Origin of the sequence: Kosakonia sp. ML.JS2a (assembly GCF_025642095.1) — a bacterium.
Classification (GTDB): Bacteria; Pseudomonadota; Gammaproteobacteria; order Enterobacterales; family Enterobacteriaceae.
On sequence record NZ_CP106754.1, the window covers coordinates 4,307,866 to 4,331,142 of the forward strand.

The window sequence follows — 23,277 nt, forward strand, 5'->3', positions numbered from 1 at the left end:
GAAAGAGCTTAACAATGCAGCAGTTACAGAACGTTATTGAAACCGCTTTCGAGCGTCGCGCAGAGATCACACCGGCCAATGTGGATACCGTTACCCGTGAAGCGGTCAACCAGGTTATTGCTCTGCTCGATTCCGGCGCCCTGCGCGTCGCAGAAAAAATCGATGGTCAATGGGTCACTCACCAGTGGCTGAAGAAAGCGGTTCTGCTCTCTTTCCGCATTAACGATAACCAGGTTATCGACGGTGCAGAAAGCCGCTACTTCGATAAAGTGCCGATGAAATTCGCCGACTACGATGCAGCGCGTTTCCAGAAAGAAGGTTTCCGTGTGGTGCCGCCAGCTGCGGTTCGTCAGGGTGCGTTTATCGCCCGTAACACTGTACTGATGCCGTCTTACGTCAACATCGGCGCCTACGTTGATGAAGGCACCATGGTCGATACCTGGGCAACCGTAGGGTCCTGCGCGCAGATTGGTAAAAACGTTCACCTCTCCGGCGGTGTGGGAATCGGCGGCGTACTGGAGCCATTACAGGCAAACCCGACTATCATTGAAGATAACTGCTTTATCGGCGCGCGTTCCGAAGTGGTGGAAGGTGTTATCGTTGAAGAGGGTTCGGTTATCTCCATGGGTGTGTATATCGGTCAGAGCACCCGTATTTATGACCGCGAAACCGGCGAAATTCACTACGGTCGCGTACCGGCGGGTTCCGTTGTGGTTTCCGGCAACCTGCCGTCCAAAGATGGCAAATACAGCCTGTACTGTGCCGTTATCGTGAAAAAAGTCGATGCGAAAACGCGTGGCAAAGTGGGTATCAACGAACTCCTGCGCACCATCGATTAAGTCTTTCCCCTCTCCCCTTTCGGGAGAGGGTGACCTGTCCCGCCTTTTTAATACGCGCAGGTGGAAAAAATAGATTTTTTCGTTAATTATTCATAGGTTATGTTGAGCTTAAGGGTACCGCTATGTACGATAATCTGAAAAGTTTAGGCATTACCAATCCCGATGAAATTGATCGTTACAGCCTCCGTCAGGAAGCGAACAACGATATCCTGAAAATCTATTTTCATAAGGACAAAGGCGAGTTTTTTGCCAAAAGCGTGAAGTTTAAATATCCGCGTCAGCGTAAAACCGTGGTCGCCGACGGCGTCGGTCAGGGGTATAAAGAGGTTCAGGAGATCAGCCCTAACCTGCGCTATGTGATTGATGAATTAGATCAAATCTGTCAGCGCGATCGTACCGAAGTGGATCTGAAACGTAAGATCCTTGACGATCTGCGTCACCTTGAAAGCGTGGTTACTAATAAGATCAACGAAATTGAGTCAGATCTTGAGAAGTTAACGCGCGGAAAATAACCGTGTTGCGCTTACCCGGTCTGCGGATGCGTTCCACGGGCCGGGTAAGAAATATCAAATCAACGCTGTTCGTCTAATTGCAGCGCCACATACAGCAGCAGCCTGTCATCGAAATTCCCTAAATCCAGCCCGGTCAGTTCAGAGATACGATTGAGACGGTATTCCAGCGTATTGCGGTGGATAAACAGCGCTTTGGATGTTGCCAGCGGTTGCACGTTATGGCGAAACCAAGCCGATAAAGTGCGCCTGAGCAGGCCATTGTTGTCCATCGCTTTTAAACGCGACAACGGGCGCGCCAGCTCATTCGCCTGCCAGCCGCCACGTAAACTGTCCAGCAGCACCGGCAACATCAGATCCTGATAGAAATAGCTGCGGCTTTCCGGCATGCGCTGTTTACCCACCATCATGGTGGTGCGCGCCGTACGGTATGAACGGGCGATGCTGCCCGGCCCCGTAAAATAGTTGCCAAGCGCAACGCGAAAACGCAGTTGACCGTTCTCTTTCATGCGGGTAATCAGCTGCTCAACGCGCTTGCGGTGATCTTCTGCGTCCCAGCGACCAAACTGATTGAGCGCCGGTTTGAGCACCACCATCTCCGTCAACGAGACAATCGCGATAAGATTGTTACGTTCCGGCGTGGTCAGTGCATTCTGCAACTGCTGCAATTCGGCCATGGCGCTATCAACGCCCAGTTGGCCGCTGTCGACTTCCACCACCGCCACCACACGCGGCTGATTTAAATCGATACCCAGTCGCTGCGCCCATTCCGTTAATGCGGGCGTATGCTCTTCCGCCTGGATCAGGTTCATCACCAGCTCTTCACGCAGGCGGCTATCCTGGGCCAGCAGATGCATCAAACGGGATTGTTCCAGCATCATCTCAGCGGTCATGCAGACCAGCTCGCCATATTTGCGCAACGTTTCCGGTTCACCGGTCAAACCGATAACGCCGACGATTTCACCTTCAAGTCGTAGCGGCAGGTTGATCCCCTGACGTACGCCATGCAAGTGACGCGCGACGGCATCGTCAATATCCACCACGCGGCCCTGGGAGAGAACTAACAGCGCGCCTTCGTGCAATTCCCCAATTCGTTCGCGATCGCCGCTACCGATGATGCGACCACGTGCATCCATGACGTTAATGTTTGTATCAATGATGCGCATCGTGCGCGCCACGATATCCTGTGCCATTTTGGTATCAAGATGCCAGCCAGCCATGTAACCCTCCCGTGAGCAGAGCCCAAGCATATGGGAGAAAATCATAGCGTGCACTGTGCATATGCACAAAGCAGCATTCAGAAGTATGGAGTTGTGGAAGGCCTCACAAAACAGAAGGGGAGCCCCCCTTCCCCGTATGGAGGAAGAGGGGTTTTACAGATTACTGCATCAGCAGATAGATGGAGGTATCGCCACGCTGAATATTCAGCGCCAGTACAGAAGGTTTGCCGTCGAGAATTTTGCGCAACTCAGCGATGTTTTTAACCGGCTGCTGGTTGGCACCGATAATCACATCACCTTTTTTCAGGCCAATCTGCGCTGCCGGGGTATTCGCTTTCACTGCGTTAACCACCACGCCGGCATCTTTGCCTTTGTTGCTCATTTCCGCACCTTCAATACCGCTGAAGATGGTGCTGGAATCCACCTGGTTCTGGCTGCTCTGCTGCAATTCCAGCGTGATATTCACCGGTTTACCGTCACGCAACAGGCCAAGAGCAACTTTGCTACCAATTGGCATCGAACCCACTTCCGCTCGCAGCGCTGCGAAGCTGCTAATCGGTTTGCCATTCAGCGAGGTGATCACATCACCCGCTTTAACACCGGCTTTCGCGGCGGCAGAATTCGGCATCACCTGGCTGACAAACGCCCCGCGCTGGGCATCGACTTTCATCGCTTTCGCCAGTTCGGAATTCAGTTCGGTACCCATAATCCCCAGCTCGCCACGGCGCACCTGACCAAACTCAACCATCTGGCCGGTCAGGTTTTTCACCATATTACTCGGGATGGCAAAACCGATACCGATGTTGCCGCCGTCCGGCGCGAGGATCGCGGTGTTAATCCCGATCAGCTCACCATTCAGGTTAACCAGCGCGCCACCGGAGTTACCCCGGTTAATCGCCGCATCTGTCTGGATAAAGTTTTCGTAGTTTTCAGCATTCAAGCCGCTGCGGCCAAGCGCGGAAACAATCCCGGAGGTCACTGTTTCACCCAAACCGAACGGGTTACCAATCGCCACCGTATAGTCGCCCACGCGCAGGGCGTCAGAGTCCGCCAGCTTGATAGCGGTCAGGTTTTTCGGATCCTGAATCTGGATCAGCGCGATGTCGGAGCGTGGATCTTTACCCACCACTTTGGCGTCAAATTTACGCCCGTCGCTCAACTGAACCTTGATGGTGTTGGCGTTATCCACGACGTGGTTGTTGGTCACAACGTAGCCTTTCGCGGCATCAATAATGACCCCGGAGCCCAGCGCCATAAATTTCTGCTGCTGACCGCCGCCGGAGCCATCTTGCCCGCCCTGGCCGCCCTGACAGAATGGCGAACCCTGGAACGGAGAACCGTCCTGGCAGAACGGTGAATTATCACCAAAGAACTGCTGGAAGTTACGCGGCATACGCGGGGTATTCACCGTCGTGCTGCCTTCTACGTTAATACTCACCACCGAAGGCATCACTTTTTCCAGCATCGGCGCAAGACTCGGCATTTGTTGCGACGAAGTAGCTGAAGATGCTGTTTCCGCCGCCGTAGCCGACAGAGGAGACAGCGCTAAACTTAAACTCAGGGCCAGTGCACTCATTGCTAACGTGGTTTTTTTCATGTGTCTCTATCTCATTACCGATTAACGCAAACAAACTGCTGTGTATGTACCACTCAGAGTCGATTTATAGCCTGAAGTTCCGGGGTGCCGTTTCGGCAAAAAGTAAAAATTTATTGTCGTTCTTTACAAAACAACGGGGTTATTCCACCGCCATCAAACGACGATATTCATCCCAAGAATATAAATCAGTCATACCGCTGATATAATCCTGAATCAATCGACAACGATGATAATACTCCAGCACCGGATACTCCGCCGAATCGGGCGATAATTTACTGACCGCCTCAACATACGCTAATCGATGACGCGTCGACAGTTTATGAAACAGGCGCGATGCGATCGGAAAGCGGCGCAGACGCTCTTTTTCCACCAACTCAGTAAAATCCGCCAACGATAATTGCAACAACGGGCGGTAAATATCCAGCAACCCACTGATGACGCGATAACCCTGTAATTCAAGCTGCTCGACGTCCGGGTGGCTGAATACATGTTTAATGGCGACATTTTTATATAATTCAAGTAGCTGACTGAAACCACTATCATCTTCCAGCAACGCATGGTTGAATTCGCCGCTGAAGATTTGGGGCAGGTTATCAATAAAACGCTGTGCCGCGTAAGGCACCAGCTTATTAAGGGTATTGACCCGTAGATACATAAAAAATTGGTCTTCTGCACTGCGACGCATGGAATTCACGCGGGATTTATCCCAGGCATTTTCGACCACCTGAGCAAACAGCGAACCTTTTTCATGCGTTCCCCAGGCATCATAAAGATGTTGGTAAAGTTGTTCCGCCGTGAAAATACGTTTTTCCACCGCATCTTCCAAATCGGCGACGCAATAAGAAATATCGTCGGCGGCTTCCATTATCCACGTCAAAGGGAAGCGGCTGTAAGTATCCAGGTTTAATTCTTTACGTAAGCGCGCAACATAGGCTTCTTCGCTGAAATAATAACCCGGCTTTTTCATTAAATAACTGTGCGACGCCGGAGGAGAACCCACCCACCACGCAGGGCGCGTATATTTTAAAATGCAGCCAACCTGCGCCCAGGTCAGGTTCATTCGCATCAGCGTGTGCACAAGGCGAATCCCCTGCGCGTTTCCTTCAAAATGGCTTAAATCCTGGCGAACTTTCCTGCGCAGCGCGTTTAACCCATCTTCGCCCTCATGCAGGCGCAACACCGCCACCTCACAGCGATCGTCCGACAACGGTTGACCGAGCGCATCTTCCGGCGCCAGTCGCTGGTGGAACCAATCATTAATTGCCGCCTCGCCAAAATGCCCGAAAGGCGGGTTGCCAATGTCATGCATCAGGCACGCCATTTCAACAATGCTTTCAAACGGTCCGGTCAGTTCATCCAACCCGTAGGTTTCCAGCAACTTCAGTTCTTTCAGGCGGCTAAGGATTTCTTTGGCGATATAGCGTCCCACCTGCTGTACTTCCAGTGAGTGGGTCAGACGCGTACGTACCGCCGCATTGCGCTCCAGAGGAAAAACCTGCGTTTTTTGCTGCAACCGACGAATGGCCGGAGAGTTGATGATGCGCCCGCGATCGCTTTCAAAAATACGCAGGATTTCACGCTCGGTTTTCACGCCCTGCGGCGAACGATAACGGCGGCGCCAGTTTATTTTGTTGCGAAAGTCGATCTCTGCCATTTTCTCTCCTGTGCGAAGCGTCACGGGATATCATGCAATTGTGTATGCCATGATAGACTATGCCCTGAAAACGTAATTCTGTCTTATCACATTAGCGAGTATCTCCATGAAAATTGGCATTATTGGTGCAATGGAAGAAGAAGTTACGCTGCTGCGTGACAAAATCGAGAACCGTCAGACCCTGAATATTGGCGGGAGCGAAATCTACACCGGTACGCTGAATGGCACTGACGTCGCACTGCTGAAGTCGGGCATTGGCAAAGTCGCGGCTGCGATGGGCGCAACGTTGCTGCTGGAGCGCTGCCAGCCGGATGTGATTATCAATACAGGCTCTGCGGGCGGTCTGGCGCCAACGCTGAAGGTAGGCGATATCGTGGTGTCTGATGAAGCGCGTTATCACGATGCCGACGTGACCGCTTTCGGTTACGAGTACGGTCAGTTACCGGGCTGCCCGGCGGGCTTTAAAGCCGATGATAAACTGATTGCCGCCGCAGAAGCCTGTATCGCACAACTGGATCTGCACGCCGTGCGTGGTTTAATTGTCAGCGGCGATGCCTTTATCAATGGTTCAGTGGGTCTGGCGAAAATCCGCCACAACTTCCCGCAAGCCATCGCCGTTGAAATGGAAGCCACCGCCATTGCGCATGTTTGCTATAACTTTGGCGTGCCGTTTGTTGTGGTTCGCGCCATCTCCGACGTGGCGGATCAACAGTCGCACCTGAGCTTTGATGAGTTCCTGGCCGTCGCGGCGAAACAATCCAGCCTGATGGTGGAAACCCTGGTGCAGAACCTGGCGCGTGGTTAATCGTTCACTCGGGGCGCTTGCCGCCCTGCTTATTCTGCTGCCGGCGTGGCTGTTCGCCGCGCCGCGCGTGATTTCGCTCTCACCGGCTAATACAGAACTGCTGTTTGCCGCGGGGATTACGCCCGTCGGCGTGAGCAGCTATTCCGATTACCCTCCCGAAGCCGCGCATATCGAGCAAGTCGCCAGTTGGCAGGGCATCAATCTCGAACGCATCGTCGCATTGAAACCCGACATGGTGTTGGCGTGGCGTGGCGGCAACACCGAGCGGCAGGTCAATCAACTGAAGCAGTTTGGCGTTACCGTGATGTGGGTGGATGCCATCACCATCGAACAAGTTGCACAGACGCTGCGCGCGCTTGAGCCCTACAGCCCCCATCCAGAGCAGGCCCGGCGAGCGGCGCAACAGCTTATGGCGCGTTATGACGAACTGAAAGCGCGCTATGCAAACCAGCCGAAAAAACGCGTGTTCCTGCAATTTGGCGCACAGCCGCTGTTCACCAGCGGGCAAGGTTCGATTCAGAACGAGGTGCTGGAACTGTGCGGCGGCGAAAACATCTTTGCCGCCAGTCGCGTGCCCTGGCCGCAGGTCAGTCGCGAGCAAGTGTTAGCCCGCCAGCCGCAGGCGATTGTGGTCGCCGGAGAGGCGCGTGAAATCCCCAACATCGAACAATTCTGGCATAGTCAGCTCGATATACCGATTATTTCTCTCCACAGCGACTGGTTTGAACGCGCAAGCCCGCGTATTATCCTCGCCGCTCAACAACTCTGTACTGCCCTTGCGCAGGTGAAATAACCGGGGAATTCACATGCTCGTCTACTGGCTGGATATTATCGGCACTGCCGTGTTTGCCATCTCAGGCGTCCTGCTTGCCGGAAAATTGCGGATGGATCCGTTTGGCGTGCTGGTGCTCGGCGTGGTTACCGCCGTCGGCGGCGGGACGATCCGTGATATGGCGCTGGCGCACGGGCCGGTATTCTGGGTAAAAGATCCCACCGATCTGGTGGTTGCCATGGTGACCTGCATGCTGACCATTGTGCTGGTGCGTCAGCCGCGCCGCCTGCCGAAGTGGATACTCCCCGTACTGGATGCCGTAGGTCTGGCAGTGTTTGTCGGGATTGGCGTGAATAAGGCCTTTCTGGCCGAAACCGGGCCGCTGGTCGCCATCTGTATGGGCGTGGTCACCGGGGTGGGCGGCGGGATAATCCGCGATGTCCTGGCGCGGGAAGTGCCGATGATCCTGCGTACTGAAATTTACGCCACTGCCTGTATCGCTGGCGGTATCGTGCATGCGACTGCGTTTTACTTTTTTACCGTCCCGCTGGAAACAGCCAGTATGCTGGGCATGGTGGTCACGCTGGTGATTCGCCTGGCGGCCATTCGCTGGCATCTGAAGCTACCGACCTTCGCACTGGATGAATCGGGTCGATAACAAAAAAGCCGTGTCGATGACACGGCTTTTTTATACCTGCCGGGTTCGTTAAATACTGAACGAAGAACCGCAGCCGCAGGTGCTGGTCGCGTTCGGGTTGGTGACCACAAAGCGGGAACCTTCCAGGCCTTCGGTATAATCGACCGAACCACCCACCAGGTATTGCAGGCTCATGGGATCAACCACCAGGCCAACGCCCTGTTTCTCAATGGTCATATCGCCATCGTTGATTTGATCATCAAAGGTAAAACCATACTGGAAGCCGCTGCAACCACCACCGGTGATGTAGACACGCAGTTTCAGGTTTGGATTTTCCTCGTCTGCGATCAGGCTTTTTACTTTGTTGGCTGCTGCATCGGTAAACTGCAGCGGCAACGCTACGTCATCACTCATGTCTTGCTCCCATTGCTACTGCGATCTGGGCAAATAGTAACCCGATCATTTTTGGCTATTATCCAATACGCTATTAAATCGTTCAAGTATTCTCCCGCCGCGACGCATCAATAGCGGCCGCTTCCTGCCTGGCAAGTGTACGTGCCAGGATGGCGGAGTAGAGCGGTTTACCGCCAAGGAACTGTGCTAACAGTGTCGCACCGAGACAGGTGATGATCATTGGCAGAATAAGCTGGTAATTGTCTGTCATTTCCAGAACCAGCACGATCCCGGTCAACGGCGCACGCAACGAAGCCGCCAGTAACGCGCCCATACCAGCGACGGCAAATGTTGCCGCATCAAGTTGATAGTGTGGAAAAAGATCCGCACTCGCACTGCCGAAGGCCATCCCCAATACCGTGCCCAGCGACAGCATCGGGGCAAATATTCCCCCCGGTGCGCCCGAGCAGAAACAAAGCAGCGTCATAGCAACACGGATCAAAAAGAGTAATAGCAACACCCCGACAGTATAGTTCCCGGCTGCCGCTATCGGGATCAAGGCAAAACCCCCACCGGAAAACGCCGGAGCAATCAAACCCAGCACGCCACAAGCGCCACCGATAAGCCCACCTACCAACACCCACCGAGTCGTCTGGCCGCCGTGAATACGTTGAAAAAGATCCTGAGTACGCAGCACCAGCGTATTAAACAAAGGCCCTACGCAGCCAAAAATCATCCCCAGCACCAGATAGAGCCAGAGCGTGTTGACCGGCGCATTACTGAGTTTGCCTACATCAATGACCGCGGCTTCGCCATTAAACAGGCGAAACACAATGCTCGACATGATCACACCGGTGAACACGGCTTTAATGGAGATCAGGTTGTAGTGAAACTGGGAGCGCATCTCTTCAATAATAAAAAGGATCCCAGCCAATGGCGCATTGAACGCAGCAGACAACCCCGCCGCTGCGCCGGTCGCCAGTAACGTATGGCGCGCCTCTGCGCTGCGCATCCGGAACAGATCCGCCACCATGCGACCAATATTCCCGCCAATCTGCACCGTCGGACCTTCCCGGCCAAGCACCATTCCTGCGCCGAGCGTCCCCATACCGCCGATGAATTTGACCGGCAGTACGCGCCACCAGCGTACCGGACGTAGCTCTTCCAGCGCGCCTTCAATCTCCGGAATGCCGGAACCTCCGGCCTCCGGCGCAAAGCGGCGAACCAAAAAATACCCCACCATCGCCAATAGCGCGGAGCCAATGAATGCCAGCGACCAGACCCGCCACGCGCTATCCGCCACCTGGGCCAGTGCGCCTGTGCGGGTATTGATGACGAAATTGACCGCTTTTTCAAAAGCAACGCCCACTAACCCGGTCAGCGTTCCCGCGACAGCAGCCATGACCAATATCGCCAGCGGCGTTTTATCGCGTTGCAACAAGTGACGCAAAATATCTCTGCGACGCCGACGTTCCACTTGCTGCTGTTCAAATGAGGAGGTTTCAGGAGTCATAGATAAGAAAAGATAATACAAATACAGCGGGCATTGTAACGAACCGGGGTGCCCGCGTCGCGGCTAAAATCCCTGCAAAATATGTCATTCCACTGGCCAGGGCGTGCATAACCTTCCCGTAATCACATAGAATGGCGGGCATTGATTTTTCCACCAACCAGGAATTGAAAGCATGAGTAAGTCTGAAAAACTCTATAACGCAGCGCGTGAGCTGATCCCGGGCGGAGTCAACTCGCCGGTGCGCGCCTTTACTGGCGTGGGTGGTACGCCGCTGTTTATCGAGCGTGCTGACGGCGCTTATTTGTACGATGTCGATGGTAAAGCCTATATCGATTATGTCGGATCCTGGGGGCCAATGGTGCTGGGGCACAACCATCCGGCCATTCGCAATGCGGTAATTGAAGCCGCCAGCCGTGGACTGAGCTTTGGCGCACCGACCGAAATGGAAGTCAAAATGGCTGAACTGGTGACAGAGCTGGTGCCGACGATGGATATGGTGCGGATGGTGAACTCCGGTACGGAAGCGACCATGAGCGCGATTCGCCTGGCACGCGGCTTTACCGGTCGCGATAAAATCATCAAATTCGAAGGCTGCTACCACGGGCATGCGGATTGCCTGCTGGTAAAAGCCGGATCCGGCGCGCTGACGCTGGGCCAGCCGAACTCACCGGGCGTTCCGGCGGATTTCGCCAAACATACCCTCACCTGCACCTATAACGATCTCGCCTCCGTGCGAGCCGCCTTCGAACAATATCCGCAGGATATCGCCTGCATTATTATTGAGCCGGTAGCAGGCAATATGAACTGCATCCCCCCGCAGCCGGAATTCCTGCCAGGCCTGCGTGCGCTGTGCGATGAGTTTGGCGCGCTGCTGATTATCGATGAAGTGATGACCGGCTTCCGTGTGGCGCTGGCCGGAGCGCAAGCGTACTACGATGTGACGCCGGACCTGACCTGCCTTGGCAAAATCATCGGCGGCGGCATGCCGGTCGGCGCATTTGGCGGTCGCCGCGAGGTGATGGATGCGCTGGCGCCCACCGGCCCGGTTTATCAGGCGGGAACGCTGTCCGGCAACCCGATTGCGATGGCGGCGGGCTACGCCTGTTTAACCGAAGTGGCTCAGCCTGGCATCCACAGCACTCTGACCGAACTGACCACCCAACTGGCCAATGGTCTGCTCGACGCCGCTCAGCAGGCAGGCATCCCACTGGTTGTGAACCATGTCGGCGGTATGTTCGGCCTGTTCTTTACCGATGCGCAAAGCGTGACCTGCTATCAGGATGTGGTGAAGTGCGATGTTGAACGTTTCAAACGGTTCTTCCATCTGATGCTGGAAGAAGGCGTTTATCTTGCGCCGTCTGCGTTTGAAGCGGGCTTCATGTCCGTCGCACACAGCGAAGAAGATATCGACAAGACTATCGATGCGGCGCGCCGCGCATTCGCGAAGCTCTGATGTTCTTTTTCCCTCTCCCCCCCGGGAGAGGGAGAATATTAACGGCTCTGCTTTCTCAGCAAATAGATAAAGTACGGCGCGCCAATAAAGGTCGACAGCAGCCCCGCCGGGATCTGATACGGAAACAACATCATCCGCCCGCACCAGTCGGCAAAGACCAGCAACACGCCCCCTACCAGTGCTGAAATCAGCATATGCGGCATCGTGCGGCGAAAGCCCATCATCCGTGCAATATGCGGCGCCATGAGCCCGACAAAGCTCAGCGGCCCAATGGTCATCGTCGCCGTGGCCGTTAAAGCCGCAGCCAGCAGCAGTAGCGCAACACGCGATGATGTCAGCGCCATGCCCACTGCCCGCGCGGTATCGCCGCCCAGCGGTAAAATCATCAGCCAGCGACGGCACAGTGGCGTCAACGCCAGCAACACCACCATCATCGCACTGGTGCGCCATACCTGCTCACCGGAGGCGTTATAGGTTGAACCGGAAATCCACGTCAGGATCGCCGTCATACGCGGGTCACCACTGGCCTGCATCATCATCAGCAGCATAGTAAACGCCGTGCTTAACGCCATACCGGCCAGCAGCATGCGGTGCGGTGAAAACCCGCAGCGCCCGGCAGAAATCATGATAATCAGTAGCGTCGCCGCTGCGCCAAGACTCCCAGCGGGCATCAGCCAGCCAAAGGCGTTCCCCGGTACGAAAAAGAGCATCAGCACCACGCCAAACGCCGCACCGGAGCTGATCCCCAGCACTTCCGGGCTGGCCATCGGGTTACCGGTCAGGCGCTGAATAATGCAGCCCGCAACCGCCAGCATGATACCGGCGGTCAGTGCCGCGATGATGCGCGGCCAGCGCCATTCCAGAAGGTTATTCAGTAACGTGCCGCTGGCCCAGTGCCAGCCCTGCGCATCCCGACCGAATGCCAGCGCCACCCACATCGCCAGCAACAACAACACCAGGCCCCCGAAGGCAAACCACGGCACATGCTGACGCTCAGCGGGAATATTATCCCCGGCGTTCATCGCGGGGGCGCTCATGCTGCGCAGGCGCGGCAACAGCCACAGCAGCAACGGTGCGCCAATCAACGCGGTAACAGAGCCGGTGGAGATCTCCATCCATACGCGGGTCAGCAACCAGACCAGTTGATCGGAAAGCCACAAAATCAGCGCACCAATAAGCGGCGACAACACCAGTCGCGCCAGCAAACGGCGCGCGCCGAGCATTCTTGCCAACAGCGGGGCAAACAGGCCGATAAAACCAATAATGCCCACCGCATTCACCAGCAATGCACTGAGGGCAATCGCCAGCGTCAGCGCCGCCAGACGAGCCAGCGACAAGGCCAGCCCGAGGTTGCGCGCAACACCATCATCCAACCCCATCAGGGTCAGCGGGCGCAGCAGTAACAGTGTTAATACACCGCAGCCCACCAGTTGCGGCCACAGACGCTGCACCACGCTCCAGTCGGTCTGGGTCAGCGTACCGGTGCTCCATAAGAACATACTTTGCAACTGATCGTGATGAAACAGCGCCAGCAACTGGTTGATTGCCCCGCAATAAAGACTCACCACCAGCCCGGCAAGGATCAGCGTCACCGGCGATAACCGTTTGCCCCAGGCCACGCCAAACACCAGCGCGCCCACAGCACACGCGCCCGCCAGTGCGGCAAACTGCGAAGCCAGCACGCCCGGTATCGCCCACAATGTGGTGACGGTGATCCCCAGTTGAGCGCCGGTCGCCACGCCAAGTGTGGTCGGTTCCGCCAGCGGGTTGCGCAACACCTGCTGGAACAACACCCCCACCAGCCCAAGACCTGCCCCCACCAGCAGGGAAATCACCAGCCTTGGCAGCAAGCTGTAGTGGAACAGCATCTGATCGATACGATCAATGTCTGGCGCGCGCAGCGCCTCACCCCACTGCGCTCGCGGCAGCGCAATGTTTAAATTGAACCAGCTCAGCCCTGCGGCGATAGCAAACAACAGTGCCAGTAACAGCGCCGGGAAAAGGGATAGACGACGACTCATGCCTTGCCTCCCAGCGCATTGTCCAGCACGCGGGTAAAGTGCATCGCTGACAGCGTCGCGCCATAAAACCAGACAGCCGGAACGCGCTGGAAACGACCAGCGCGCACAAAGGGCATCGCCTGCCACAGCGGCGTCGCCATCAGCTTGTTCATATCCTGGTCATTACTGTGATCGAAACAGAGCACATCCACGTCTTTGTATTCCGCCAGCCTGTCGATACCAACCGCCACGCTGCCCCAGAAGGTGGTTTCACCGTGCCAGGCATTACGAATGCCAAGACTATCAAGCACTTCCTGAAACAGGCAGTTCGGACCAAACGCCAGCACATGGCGGGGATCCAGCAGCGTGATCATCAGCAATGGGCGGTTGCCACGGCGGGCAAAATGCGGTTTTGTCCCGTCGATCAACGCATCAAACGCATCCAGATGCGTTTTCGCAGCCGCTTCCCTGTTCAGCAACTGCGCCATCTCGTTAAGGGAGTGACGCGCCATAGTGAGCGGTTTTTTGCCATCGCTGAAGGTGAAACCGCGCCCCGGTGCAATGCGCGCCAGTTTGGTTTCTGACGGGCCATAGCCTGCGGACCAGACAAGATAAGAGGGCTTCATCTGCGTCAGCAGTTCGAGATTCGGCTCTGTACGCAGCCCGATATCGATCACCGAGTCAGGCAGTGCGGGTTCGTTAACCCACACGTTGTAGTCATGCACGTCCGCCACGCCATAGGGCGCAATGCCGAGCGCCAGCAGTAGCTCAACGGGTAGCCATTCGAGGGCAACGATACGGTGCGGGTCGACAGATGCCGCCTGCGCGTTGCGCATGTTCCACAGTAAGGGAGAGAGCGCCATCGCCGTCAGCAGGCGGCGACGGCTAATCTGAGGTAATTGGGCCATTAGTAGACAAAACTCACCGGTGCGGCGCCGGAAGGATGGGGCAGGATCCCCATCGGGATGCCATAAATGTGTTCAAGCGTGTCGGCACGCATTAAGGCATCCGGTACGCCTTCCGCGATCATTTCACCGCCACGCAGCGCCACCAGATAATCGCAATATCGCGCCGCCATATTAATGTCGTGCAGGACGGCAATCACCGTGAGCCCACGTTGCTGACTGAGACGATGCACCAGCGCCAGCACATCAACCTGGTGCGCGATGTCCAGCGCGGATGTCGGCTCATCAAGCAGCAGGCAACGGCTATCCTGCGCCACCAGCATAGCAATCCACGCACGCTGGCGTTCACCGCCAGAAAGGCTGTCGACCAGGCGATGCGCCAACGGTTTCAGCCCAACCAGCGCTATCGCTTCTTCCACTTTTTCCCGGTCAGCAATGCCAAAACGCCCTAACGCGCCGTGCCACGGGTAACGACCAATCGCCACCAGCTCACGTACGGTCATCCCTTCCGCCTGCGGCAGTTGTTGAGGAAGATACGCCACATTGCGGGCAAAGGCTTTGCTGTTCCAGCTCGCCAACGGCTGCTGATCCAGCAAAATATCGCCACCGGAAGGTGGCTGATGACGGCCCAACATTTTGAGCAGTGTGGACTTACCCGAACCGTTATGACCAATCAGCCCCGTCACTTTCCCGGCAGGAAAAGTCAGGGATAACGGATGCAACAGTGTACGGCCAGGCACGCTAAAGCTCACATCGTTCAGTTGAAAGGTGGTATCGGGAAGCGTTTTGTTATCCTGCATGGTAGCCAACTTATCAGAGGGCACGGCGAACCGTGCCCGAAGAGAGATTAGAAGCGGAAGGTTGCGGTCGCCACCACCTGACGCTCTGCGCCCCAGAAACAGCCATAGGCCTGGAAGCAGCTGGAAACATAATCGCGATCAAGCAGATTGTTTACGTTCAAAGCAACGCTAGAACCCGCCATACCCAGACGAGCCAGGTCATACTTGATAACAGCATCCATGACAGTCGCACTGCCCACTTTGAATGCGTTATCCGGTGCGCCGTAACTTGAACCGATGAAGCGTCCACCAGTGCCCAGCGTCAGGCCAGACAATACGCCAGAATTGAAGGTGTAATCGCCCCACAGGGCCCCCATGTTGCGCGGCACCTGCTCGACATGATTACCCTTCAGATTGGTGTCTTTGGTGTATTCAGCATCGATATAGGTATAAGATGCGGTCACATTGATATTGGCATTCAACGCCGCTTTCGCTTCCAGCTCCACACCACGCGAACGCACTTCCCCCGATGGAACCTGTAACGTCGTATTATTCGGGTCGGTAGTCAACGTATTGGTCTTCGTCAGCTGATACACCGCGCCACTGAGTACGATCGGCATATCTTTCGGTACATAGCGAACACCGGCTTCATACTGCTCACCTTTTGAAGGAGCAAAAGCCATACGCGGCGTGCTATAGAGATCGAATGCATTCGGTTCGAAAGACTGGCTGTAGCTGATGTATGGCGCAATACCGTTATCAAAGAGGTAGTTAACACCACCACGCCAGGTGAACTGGTGGTCATTGCGCTCGACAGAACCGCCATCGGCACGTACGGTCGTCTGCTGATTTGACCAGTCATAACGGCCACCCAGCGTAAAGACCCACTTATCCCACTCCGCCTGGTTTTGCGCGTAGATCCCAGTCTGTTTGGTTTCGTTCAATTGGTAAGGCGCGGCATCACCAAAAGTGAAATCTTCCGGGGTATAAGGATTGTAGAGGTCGATAGACGGTGCACTACCAAATGTCGCATTGATATCGTTACGCATGCGCATGAAATCAACGCCGGTCAGCAGAGTATGCTCAACGGCACCCGTAGCGAACTTACTCTGCAACTGAGTATCGACGCTGAAGTTCTGGAGACGTTCATTATCGACAACAGTGCCGCGGTTGAGGGTATGCCCATCAGACGCAATGCCGGTGCCGTATACGCTCTGCTGAGCTGTTTTCATCTCAGAGAAGCGCAAGTTCTGGCGCAGAGTAAAGGTGTCATCGAAGCCATGCTCAACGCTATAACCGACCATTTTCTGGTTACGGGAATAAGCGTTGTTCTTCGCACCTTCATTGAAGTCAGTACCAATACGGCTACCGTTCGGCAACGGCTGAACAGTCCCTTCCTTCGGCAACCATCCGTAGTAGCCGGTTTGTGGCTCATTCTGGAAGTAAGAGAGGAAAGTGAAATTGGTTTTATCGTCAGGACGCCAGGTGAACGAAGGCGCGATGGCATAACGTTTTTGCTTCGCATTAACCTGCTGCTGGTCGTTAGAACGGGCTACACCTGTCAGACGGTAGGAAAATTCACCGTTATCATCCAGCGCATCGCTGAAATCAAACCCTGTCTGGTACAGATTATCCGTTCCCATTTTGAACTGGACTTCGTGCAGCGGTTCCGTGGTCGGACGTTTGCTAACCATGGAAATAATGCCACCCGGATTGCTCTTCCCATAGAGAACAGAAGTCGGCCCACGCATCAGTTCAACACGCTCTAGCATATAGGGATCGATGACTGCGTCGTTGTAGAAGTTACCCTGCAGTTTCAATCCATCCAGATAATTGTTCTGGCTGAGGCCGACCGAGGTAAACCCACGGATACTCACAAAGTCATAAGTATTGGACGCACCGCGGTTACTCACGACAACGCCGGGTGTATAGCCTAACGCCTCTTTTACGGAAGCAGGCTGGCGGATTTGCATCTCTTCGCTGGTCACCACAGAAACAGACTGCGGGGTTTTCTCCAGCGGCGTATCCGTTTTGGTGGCGGTCGCAGAGTGTTTCGCTGCGATCGTCGCTGCCGGTCCCCATGCGCTCTCTTGTGGAGCGGCGGTGGTGACGGTGATGGTTTCTTCTTTTTGGGTCGTTGCTGCCTGTGCATAAACAGACATGCCGCTAACCGCTGTGGCTACCACCACTGCGATTTTACGCAGCGTGGTGTTGACTGGCTGAGCAGTATTGGGACGCGCCATTGTTTTATCTCTGAATCAATGAGTGAATGATAACGTAAACGATAATTATTATTATGACCGCAGCATAATAGGCGAAGGGTTGCCTGTATAGCAAGCAACGCGCCGTCTGAACGGGCTTAAAGGATGAAGAAATAACCAGATAGAAACGGGGGGTTAAATGGCTATTAATAGGAATTTACTATCGCGTTATCCGGATGTTTTAGACAACGGAAAAGAAAAACCCCCGGCCTTTCGACCAGGGGTTTGATGGCAATGTCATGGCTTAATTGCCGCCGAACATCTCTTTGATCCACCCCGCTACGCCGTCGCTTTTCTGCTCTTGCTGCGGTTGTTGCTGCGTTGGTTGTTGCGGCTGCTGTTGCGGCTGCGTCGACGAGTCAAACGGGTTACTCGTCTGCGGCTGCATCTGGTTCTGCTGGCACAACGTTTCCGGGCTGGTGGTCCAGACCGGTAGCTGACGTGAGCCGCCACCGCCGCAGACAAAGTTGCCCATATCGTCGACGCCCATCGTGGTGATGTCTTCCGGCGGCGTCAGATCTAACGGGATCGGCGACTGGTTTTCCAGGTAGCGCTGATAAATCGCCATTGCGCCGCTGGCGCCATACAGTTTGGTCGGCTGGTTATTGTCGCGGCCTACCCAGGTAATGGTCACTTCACGCCCGTCGATACCGGCAAACCAGGTGTCCACATTATTGTTGGTGGTCCCGGTTTTGCCCGCCAGGTGCAGCCCCGGATACTTCGCGCCAAGCTGACGACCCGTACCACGTTGCACCACCTGCTGCATGGTCCACAGCGTCATATATGCCGCCTGCGCCGGTACTGCACGCTCGGCCTGCGGGAAGCTCTGATAGAGCACCGTGCCATCTTCAGCGATCACCGAGCGCAACGCGGAAAGCGGCGCACGGTTACCCCCGCTGGCGATCGTCTGGAATGCCTGCGCCACTTCAATTGGCGTCAGGTTCAGCGCACCAAGCAGCATCGACGGCATCCCCGTCAGCTGATCTTTCGGCGCACCGAGTTTTTCCCAGGTATCCGTCACCGCCGGCAGACCAATCGCCATCCCGAGGTTAACGGTCGGCACGTTCATAGAACGGGTCAGCGCATCCACCAGCATGACCTGACCACTGAAACGGTGGTCATCGTTCTGCGGCGCCCACACCTGGCCATTGGACAGGCGCAGTGAAATCGGCGCATCCGCGATCCACGTATTCAGGCGGTACTGATTCGGCTGGCTTAACGCGGTCAGATAGGTCGCCGGTTTCGCCAGTGAACCAATCGAACGGCGCGCCTGCATCGCTCGGTTATAACCGGCAAACTGCGGTGTAGCGCCACCGACCATCGCCCGCACTTCGCCGGTGAAGCGGTCTACCACCACCATCGCGGTTTCAAGGTCGGTCAATTTGCGCTGTTTGATCAGCGCCGGAATGCCATCCACTGCCGCTTTTTCGGCAGCATCCTGCGCCACGGAATCAAAGGTCGTAAAGATCTTCACGCCGGAGAGATCTTTCACTTTGTCGCCCAGCTTCGCCTGCAGCTCCTGACGCACCATCTGCATAAACGCCGGCTGCGGTGAAATCACCCCGCCGCGCGGCTGCACGCCCAGCGGACGGGCGCTCAGCATGTCATACAGCTCCTGGTCGATCACATTCTGCTGTTGCAGCAAGCGCAACACCAGATTGCGGCGTTCCAGCGCCAGTTTCGGGTTACGCCACGGGTTGTAGACCGACGCCCCTTTGACCATCCCAACCAGCAGCGCCTGCTGATCAAGACTCAACTCTTCCACCGGACGACCAAAATAGTACAGGCTTGCCAGCGGGAAACCGCGGATCTCGTTATCGCCGCTCTGACCCAGGTAAACCTCGTTCATATACAGCTCAAGAATGCGATCCTTGCTGTAACGGGCATCCATGATCAGCGCCATATAGGCTTCGTTAGCTTTACGCCAGTAAGAACGCTCGCTGCTGAGGAACAGGTTTTTCACCAGTTGCTGGGTCAGCGTACTCGCCCCCTGCACGGTGCGGCCTGCCGTCAGGTTGGCCAGTACCGCACGGCCAATGGAGTAGAAGCTAATGCCATCGTGTTCGTAAAAATGGCGGTCTTCCGTTGCCAGCAGGGTATCCACCAGCAGATCCGGGAAGCCATTACGCGGCACAAACAGACGCTGCTCACCGTTTGGCGAAGAGAGCATGGTGATCAGACGCGGATCGAGGCGGAAGAAACCGAACTGGCGGTTGCTGTCCATGTTTTCGATGGTTTCCAGACGATCACCATCAAACGTCAGACGCGCGCGCACCTGCCCTTCTTTACTGTCCGGGAAATCAAACGGACGGCGGATCATCTCAATGCTTTTCGCCTGCACCGTAAACTCGCCGGGACGCGTCATCTTCGTCACCTGGCGGTACTGCGTGGCTTCCAGCAGTTTCACCATCTCGTTTTTACTGACCGCCATATCCGGTTCAAGGTTGACCATGCGACCATAGACCGCCGCTGGCAACTGCCAGACTTTGCCGTCGATACGGGCGCGGATCTTTTGATCCAAATAGACGCCATAAATGGCGCACAGCACGGCAAGGACAATGAAGATTTTAAACAGCAGCCAGAACCAACCGCGTTTTCCCCGGGGCTTCCGGCCTTTGCCTCTTCCTTTTTTCGGCATCGGTTCTTCATCCTCATCGTCATCATCTTCGTACTCGTCATACTCCTCTTCCCGGAGTCGACGACGACTGATCTTCTCTTTTGCCGGACGCGCTGGTTTCCCTTTGCGTCCAATTGGCTCGCGGTCATTCCCCGCCATGCTTTACTCTCCGCAACTTTCAGGCGCAAGGGCCTGATTCTCAGCTCTTCTGCACAGAGGCAGAAGAAGAAATCTCTCAATTTTCACCCGCGCCGGGCGGTAAACGTTGACCGGCTCAGGAGTACTTTTTCGTCCGCCGCGTGGGGGCGGTATTGGCCGGATCGTCCGGCCAGACATGTTTCGGGTAGCGCCCCTTCATCTCTTTTTGCACATCGCGCCAGGAACCGGCCCAAAACGCCGCTAAATCACGGGTAATTTGCAGCGGTCGCTGCGCAGGAGAAAGCAGCTCCAGCACTAGCGCTACGCGCCCCTGCGCAATGGTGGGCGTGGTAGCTTCGCCAAACATTTCCTGAATGCGAACCGCCAGCACCGGCGGATTATCCTCATGATAGCGAATGGCTATCCGGCTTCCGGTCGGCACAGTGTAATGCCCAGGCAGCTCACTATCCAGCCGTTGACGTAATGACCACGGCAACAGGGTTTGTAACGCTTGCGTAACATCCAGCGCTTTCAGATCGCGCAACGAACGGATACCGCCCATGTGCGGCAGCAACCACTGCTCCAGCGAGTCCAGTAACGAAGCGTCATCCACTGCGGGCCACGCCTGCTCCGGCAGCCACTTCGCCGCACAGTGTAATCGCAAACGCAACTGTTCAGCTTCCGGCGTCCAGTTCAGCACCCGCAGCCCTTTATCACGGATGCCATTGAGCATCGCCAGATGCAATTCTTCTTCCGACGGCTTTGCCAGCGGCTGCACTTTTACCGTTAGTTGCCCTATCTGGCTCCGGCGGAATGCTTTTAACGTGCCTTGCGCATCGTCCCACTCAATGGTGTCTGATTGCTGCAATAAGTGCGGGCAACGGGCAATCAGCGCGTCGATATCCAGCGGCAGCGCCAGCAGAATACGGGCATCCGGCGACTGACTCCCCTGCAACAACAGCGGCGCAATCAGCCATTCATGGCGGCCCAGCGCATCGTCGGCGTCCAGCGTGGCGCCCATACCGTTCGCCAGTTGATAACGCCCCTGCTGGCCTCGCCTGCGCGCAATACGATCGGCAAAGGCGCTGGCCAGCAGCGGTGCCAGCGCATCGCAGTCCGGTTCACCGGCATGGCTTTTCAACCGCCGGGCAAGCTGGCGCGCGCGCTGCTGCCAGTTCGGTTGTTGGCGCGCGAACGCTATGCTGAGATCGCTATTTCCTGCACGCGGCGGCTCTTCAAGAATGGCCGCCAGTTTCGCCGCCGTAGCAATCTCATCATCACCGTTCGCTGAGGCCAGCATTGCCGCCAGGCGCGGATCGTTACCGAGCGCCGCCATCCTCCGGCCTGACGCCGTTAAGCGCCCGTCCTCCAGTGCCTGCAGCTGTTTCAGCAGCTTGCGAGCAGCCGCGAGATTTACCTCAGGCGGCATATCCAGCCAGTTGAGCCGGGCGGGATCCTGGCATCCCCACAGTAATAATTCCATCAACAAGCCGGACAAATCGCTGTTGAGTATTTCCGGACTGCTTTGCGCTGCAGCGCGTTCCGCCTGCTCTTTGCCCAGCAAGTGCAAACAAATTCCGGGTTCAAGACGGCCTGCACGCCCGGCACGCTGCGTCATTGAGGCGACGCTGATACGCTGCGTGATCAGCCGGGTTAACCCACTACGGGCATCAAACCGGGCGACGCGCTCCTGCGCGCTATCCACCACCAGCCGTATGCCTTCAATGGTCAGACTGGTTTCGGCGATATTCGTCGCCAGCACCACTTTTCGCTGCCCGGTCGGGGGCGGCAAAATCGCTTTACGCTGTTCGCTTAACGGCAGCGCGCCATACAACGGGCAGAGCACGACATCGCTGCCCACGCGGGAAGCGAGCTGCTCCTGAACACGCAGGATCTCACCTACACCCGGTAAAAACAGCAACAGCGAACCCGGCTCGCTGCGCAACAGCTCGGCGGTCGCCTGCGCCACCGCTTCGTCAAAACGCTGATGCGTCGGCAAGGCCAGAAAACGCTGTTCAACCGGCCAGGCGCGCCCCTGCGAAACGACGACCGGCGCATCCGGCAACAGCGCCTGCAAACGCTCGTTATCCAGCGTCGCGGACATCACCAGCAACTTGAGGTCATCACGCAGCCCCTGCTGAACATCCAGCAGCAACGCCAGAGCCAGATCGGCCTGTAAACTGCGCTCGTGAAATTCATCCAGTATCACCAGCCCCACGCCGTTCAGCTCCGGATCGTGCTGGATCAGGCGCGTCAGGATCCCTTCGGTGACCACTTCCAGCCGCGTGTCTGGCCCCACGCAGGTTTCCGCCCGCATGCGATAGCCAACCGTTTCTCCGGGTTTCTCATCAAGAAGTTCCGCCAGCCGCTGCGCAACATTGCGGGCAGCGAGACGACGCGGCTCCAGCAGCAAAATACGCCCCTCAATAGCGCCCTGTTGCAGCAATTGCAGCGGCAGCCATGTGGATTTCCCTGCCCCGGTCGGCGCGCTCAATAGCACCTGGGGCGCGCGTTGCAGCGCAGAAAGGATATCGGGAAGAACAGCGGCGACCGGCAATAAGGACACAAAAGCTCCTGAGGGTTAACATAGAACAGCGCGGTAGTATACCATCGCCGCAAACCATTACCGAGCCATTACCGGGGAGCGCATGTCCGAATCCAAAAGGCTGTTTTTTGCCATTGAGTTACCCACCGGGATCCAGACGCAGGTGGTGCACTGGCGCGCGCAACACTTTCCGGCTGATGCAGGGCGACCCATCGCCGCCGCCAACCTGCATCTGACGCTGGCGTTTCTCGGTGACATCAGCGCGGAGAAACAGCGGGCGCTGGAAACGCTTGCCGGGCGCATACATCAGCCTGGTTTTACGCTGACGCTGGATGATGCAGGACAGTGGCTGCGATCGCGCGTGGTCTGGCTTGGTGCGCGTCAGCCACCGCGCGGGTTGCTACAGCTGGCAGATATGCTTCGCGCGCAGGCTTCCCGCAGCGGTTGTTACCAAAGCCCGCAGCCCTTCCACCCGCATATCACGCTATTGCGCGACGCCGGTCAGGCGGTGACCATTCCGCCGCCGGGTTTTCGCTGGACCTTTCCGGTCGAAGCGTTTGCGTTGTATGAATCGCAGTTTATCAACGGGCGCACCCGTTATACGGCGCTCAATCGCTGGGCATTAAAAACATAACAATAA

The 23,277-nt window shown here is 56.2% G+C and carries 18 protein-coding genes; 7 read left to right on the forward strand and 11 right to left on the reverse strand.

What is annotated here, in order from left to right; all coding sequences use genetic code 11:
* Nucleotides 1-14 precede the first annotated feature (14 nt).
* Complete coding sequence (gene dapD / locus N7922_RS20380; protein WP_061497581.1) at nt 15-839, forward strand: 2,3,4,5-tetrahydropyridine-2,6-dicarboxylate N-succinyltransferase; 825 nt, start codon at nt 15-17, stop codon at nt 837-839.
* A 122-nt stretch (nt 840-961) separates the two neighbouring features.
* Nucleotides 962-1,351, forward strand: coding sequence for a DUF3461 family protein (locus N7922_RS20385; protein ID WP_017457991.1), 390 nt, complete (start codon nt 962-964; stop codon nt 1,349-1,351).
* 59 nt (nt 1,352-1,410) lie between these two features.
* On the opposite strand, the gene cdaR is transcribed toward N7922_RS20385, so the two are convergent.
* The 3 genes from cdaR to dgt all read right to left on the reverse strand — a co-directional run bounded on the left by cdaR (nt 1,411) and on the right by dgt (nt 5,819).
* The gene (cdaR, locus tag N7922_RS20390; protein WP_263098004.1) at nt 1,411-2,568 is read right to left on the reverse strand and encodes a DNA-binding transcriptional regulator CdaR; all 1,158 of its coding nucleotides are present in this window, start codon (nt 2,566-2,568) and stop codon (nt 1,411-1,413) included.
* A gap of 160 nt (nt 2,569-2,728) precedes the next feature.
* Nucleotides 2,729-4,165 carry a serine endoprotease DegP gene (degP, locus tag N7922_RS20395; RefSeq protein ID WP_263098005.1) on the reverse strand — a complete coding sequence of 479 codons (1,437 nt, stop codon included), beginning with the start codon at nt 4,163-4,165 and terminating at the stop codon, nt 2,729-2,731.
* 139 nt (nt 4,166-4,304) lie between these two features.
* A complete protein-coding gene (gene dgt / locus N7922_RS20400; protein WP_263098006.1) occupies nt 4,305-5,819 on the reverse strand; it encodes a dGTPase in 1,515 nt (504 codons plus the stop codon).
* Between the two features lie 106 nt (nt 5,820-5,925).
* Here dgt and mtnN point away from each other — a divergent pair, with 106 nt between their 5' ends.
* The 3 genes from mtnN to N7922_RS20415 are packed head-to-tail and all read left to right on the forward strand — an operon-like array spanning nt 5,926 to nt 8,054.
* Nucleotides 5,926-6,624, forward strand: a complete 699-nt coding sequence (mtnN, locus tag N7922_RS20405; protein WP_263098007.1) for a 5'-methylthioadenosine/S-adenosylhomocysteine nucleosidase — start codon at nt 5,926-5,928, stop codon at nt 6,622-6,624.
* On the forward strand, nt 6,617-7,417 hold the full coding sequence (gene btuF / locus N7922_RS20410; RefSeq protein WP_263098008.1) for a vitamin B12 ABC transporter substrate-binding protein BtuF: 801 nt from the start codon (nt 6,617-6,619) through the stop codon (nt 7,415-7,417). The genes mtnN and btuF overlap by 8 nt, the downstream gene beginning before the upstream one ends.
* Nucleotides 7,418-7,430: 13 nt before the next feature.
* Nucleotides 7,431-8,054: a TRIC cation channel family protein gene (locus N7922_RS20415; RefSeq protein WP_263098009.1), complete on the forward strand. Its 624-nt coding sequence runs from the start codon at nt 7,431-7,433 to the stop codon at nt 8,052-8,054.
* A gap of 48 nt (nt 8,055-8,102) precedes the next feature.
* Here the strand turns inward: N7922_RS20415 and erpA are convergent, their stop codons facing one another.
* Entirely contained in the window at nt 8,103-8,447 is a 345-nt protein-coding gene (erpA, locus tag N7922_RS20420) for an iron-sulfur cluster insertion protein ErpA (protein WP_023480429.1), read from the reverse strand.
* An 82-nt stretch (nt 8,448-8,529) separates the two neighbouring features.
* Nucleotides 8,530-9,939 (reverse strand): H(+)/Cl(-) exchange transporter ClcA, encoded by a 1,410-nt coding sequence (gene clcA, locus N7922_RS20425; RefSeq protein ID WP_263098010.1) that lies wholly within the window; start codon nt 9,937-9,939, stop codon nt 8,530-8,532.
* Between the two features lie 172 nt (nt 9,940-10,111).
* Here clcA and hemL point away from each other — a divergent pair, with 172 nt between their 5' ends.
* Nucleotides 10,112-11,392 carry a glutamate-1-semialdehyde 2,1-aminomutase gene (hemL, locus tag N7922_RS20430; RefSeq protein WP_263098011.1) on the forward strand — a complete coding sequence of 427 codons (1,281 nt, stop codon included), beginning with the start codon at nt 10,112-10,114 and terminating at the stop codon, nt 11,390-11,392.
* A 38-nt stretch (nt 11,393-11,430) separates the two neighbouring features.
* On the opposite strand, the gene fhuB is transcribed toward hemL, so the two are convergent.
* From fhuB to hrpB, 6 genes are all read right to left on the reverse strand, one after another.
* The gene (fhuB, locus tag N7922_RS20435; RefSeq protein ID WP_263098012.1) at nt 11,431-13,413 is read right to left on the reverse strand and encodes a Fe(3+)-hydroxamate ABC transporter permease FhuB; all 1,983 of its coding nucleotides are present in this window, start codon (nt 13,411-13,413) and stop codon (nt 11,431-11,433) included.
* A complete protein-coding gene (gene fhuD / locus N7922_RS20440) occupies nt 13,410-14,300 on the reverse strand; it encodes a Fe(3+)-hydroxamate ABC transporter substrate-binding protein FhuD (protein ID WP_263098013.1) in 891 nt (296 codons plus the stop codon). Before fhuD ends, fhuB begins: the two co-directional genes overlap by 4 nt.
* A complete protein-coding gene (gene fhuC / locus N7922_RS20445) occupies nt 14,300-15,097 on the reverse strand; it encodes a Fe3+-hydroxamate ABC transporter ATP-binding protein FhuC (protein WP_263098014.1) in 798 nt (265 codons plus the stop codon). The genes fhuD and fhuC overlap by 1 nt, the downstream gene beginning before the upstream one ends.
* A gap of 47 nt (nt 15,098-15,144) precedes the next feature.
* Nucleotides 15,145-17,319, reverse strand: coding sequence for a ferrichrome porin FhuA (fhuA, locus tag N7922_RS20450; RefSeq protein ID WP_263098015.1), 2,175 nt, complete (start codon nt 17,317-17,319; stop codon nt 15,145-15,147).
* 262 nt (nt 17,320-17,581) lie between these two features.
* Entirely contained in the window at nt 17,582-20,113 is a 2,532-nt protein-coding gene (gene mrcB / locus N7922_RS20455) for a bifunctional glycosyl transferase/transpeptidase (protein WP_263098016.1), read from the reverse strand.
* A 115-nt stretch (nt 20,114-20,228) separates the two neighbouring features.
* Nucleotides 20,229-22,658, reverse strand: a complete 2,430-nt coding sequence (gene hrpB, locus N7922_RS20460) for an ATP-dependent helicase HrpB (RefSeq protein ID WP_263098017.1) — start codon at nt 22,656-22,658, stop codon at nt 20,229-20,231.
* An 82-nt stretch (nt 22,659-22,740) separates the two neighbouring features.
* On the opposite strand from hrpB, the gene thpR reads away from it, so the two are divergent.
* Nucleotides 22,741-23,271, forward strand: a complete 531-nt coding sequence (gene thpR / locus N7922_RS20465; protein WP_263098018.1) for an RNA 2',3'-cyclic phosphodiesterase — start codon at nt 22,741-22,743, stop codon at nt 23,269-23,271.
* The last annotated feature ends 6 nt before the right edge of the window (nt 23,272-23,277 follow it).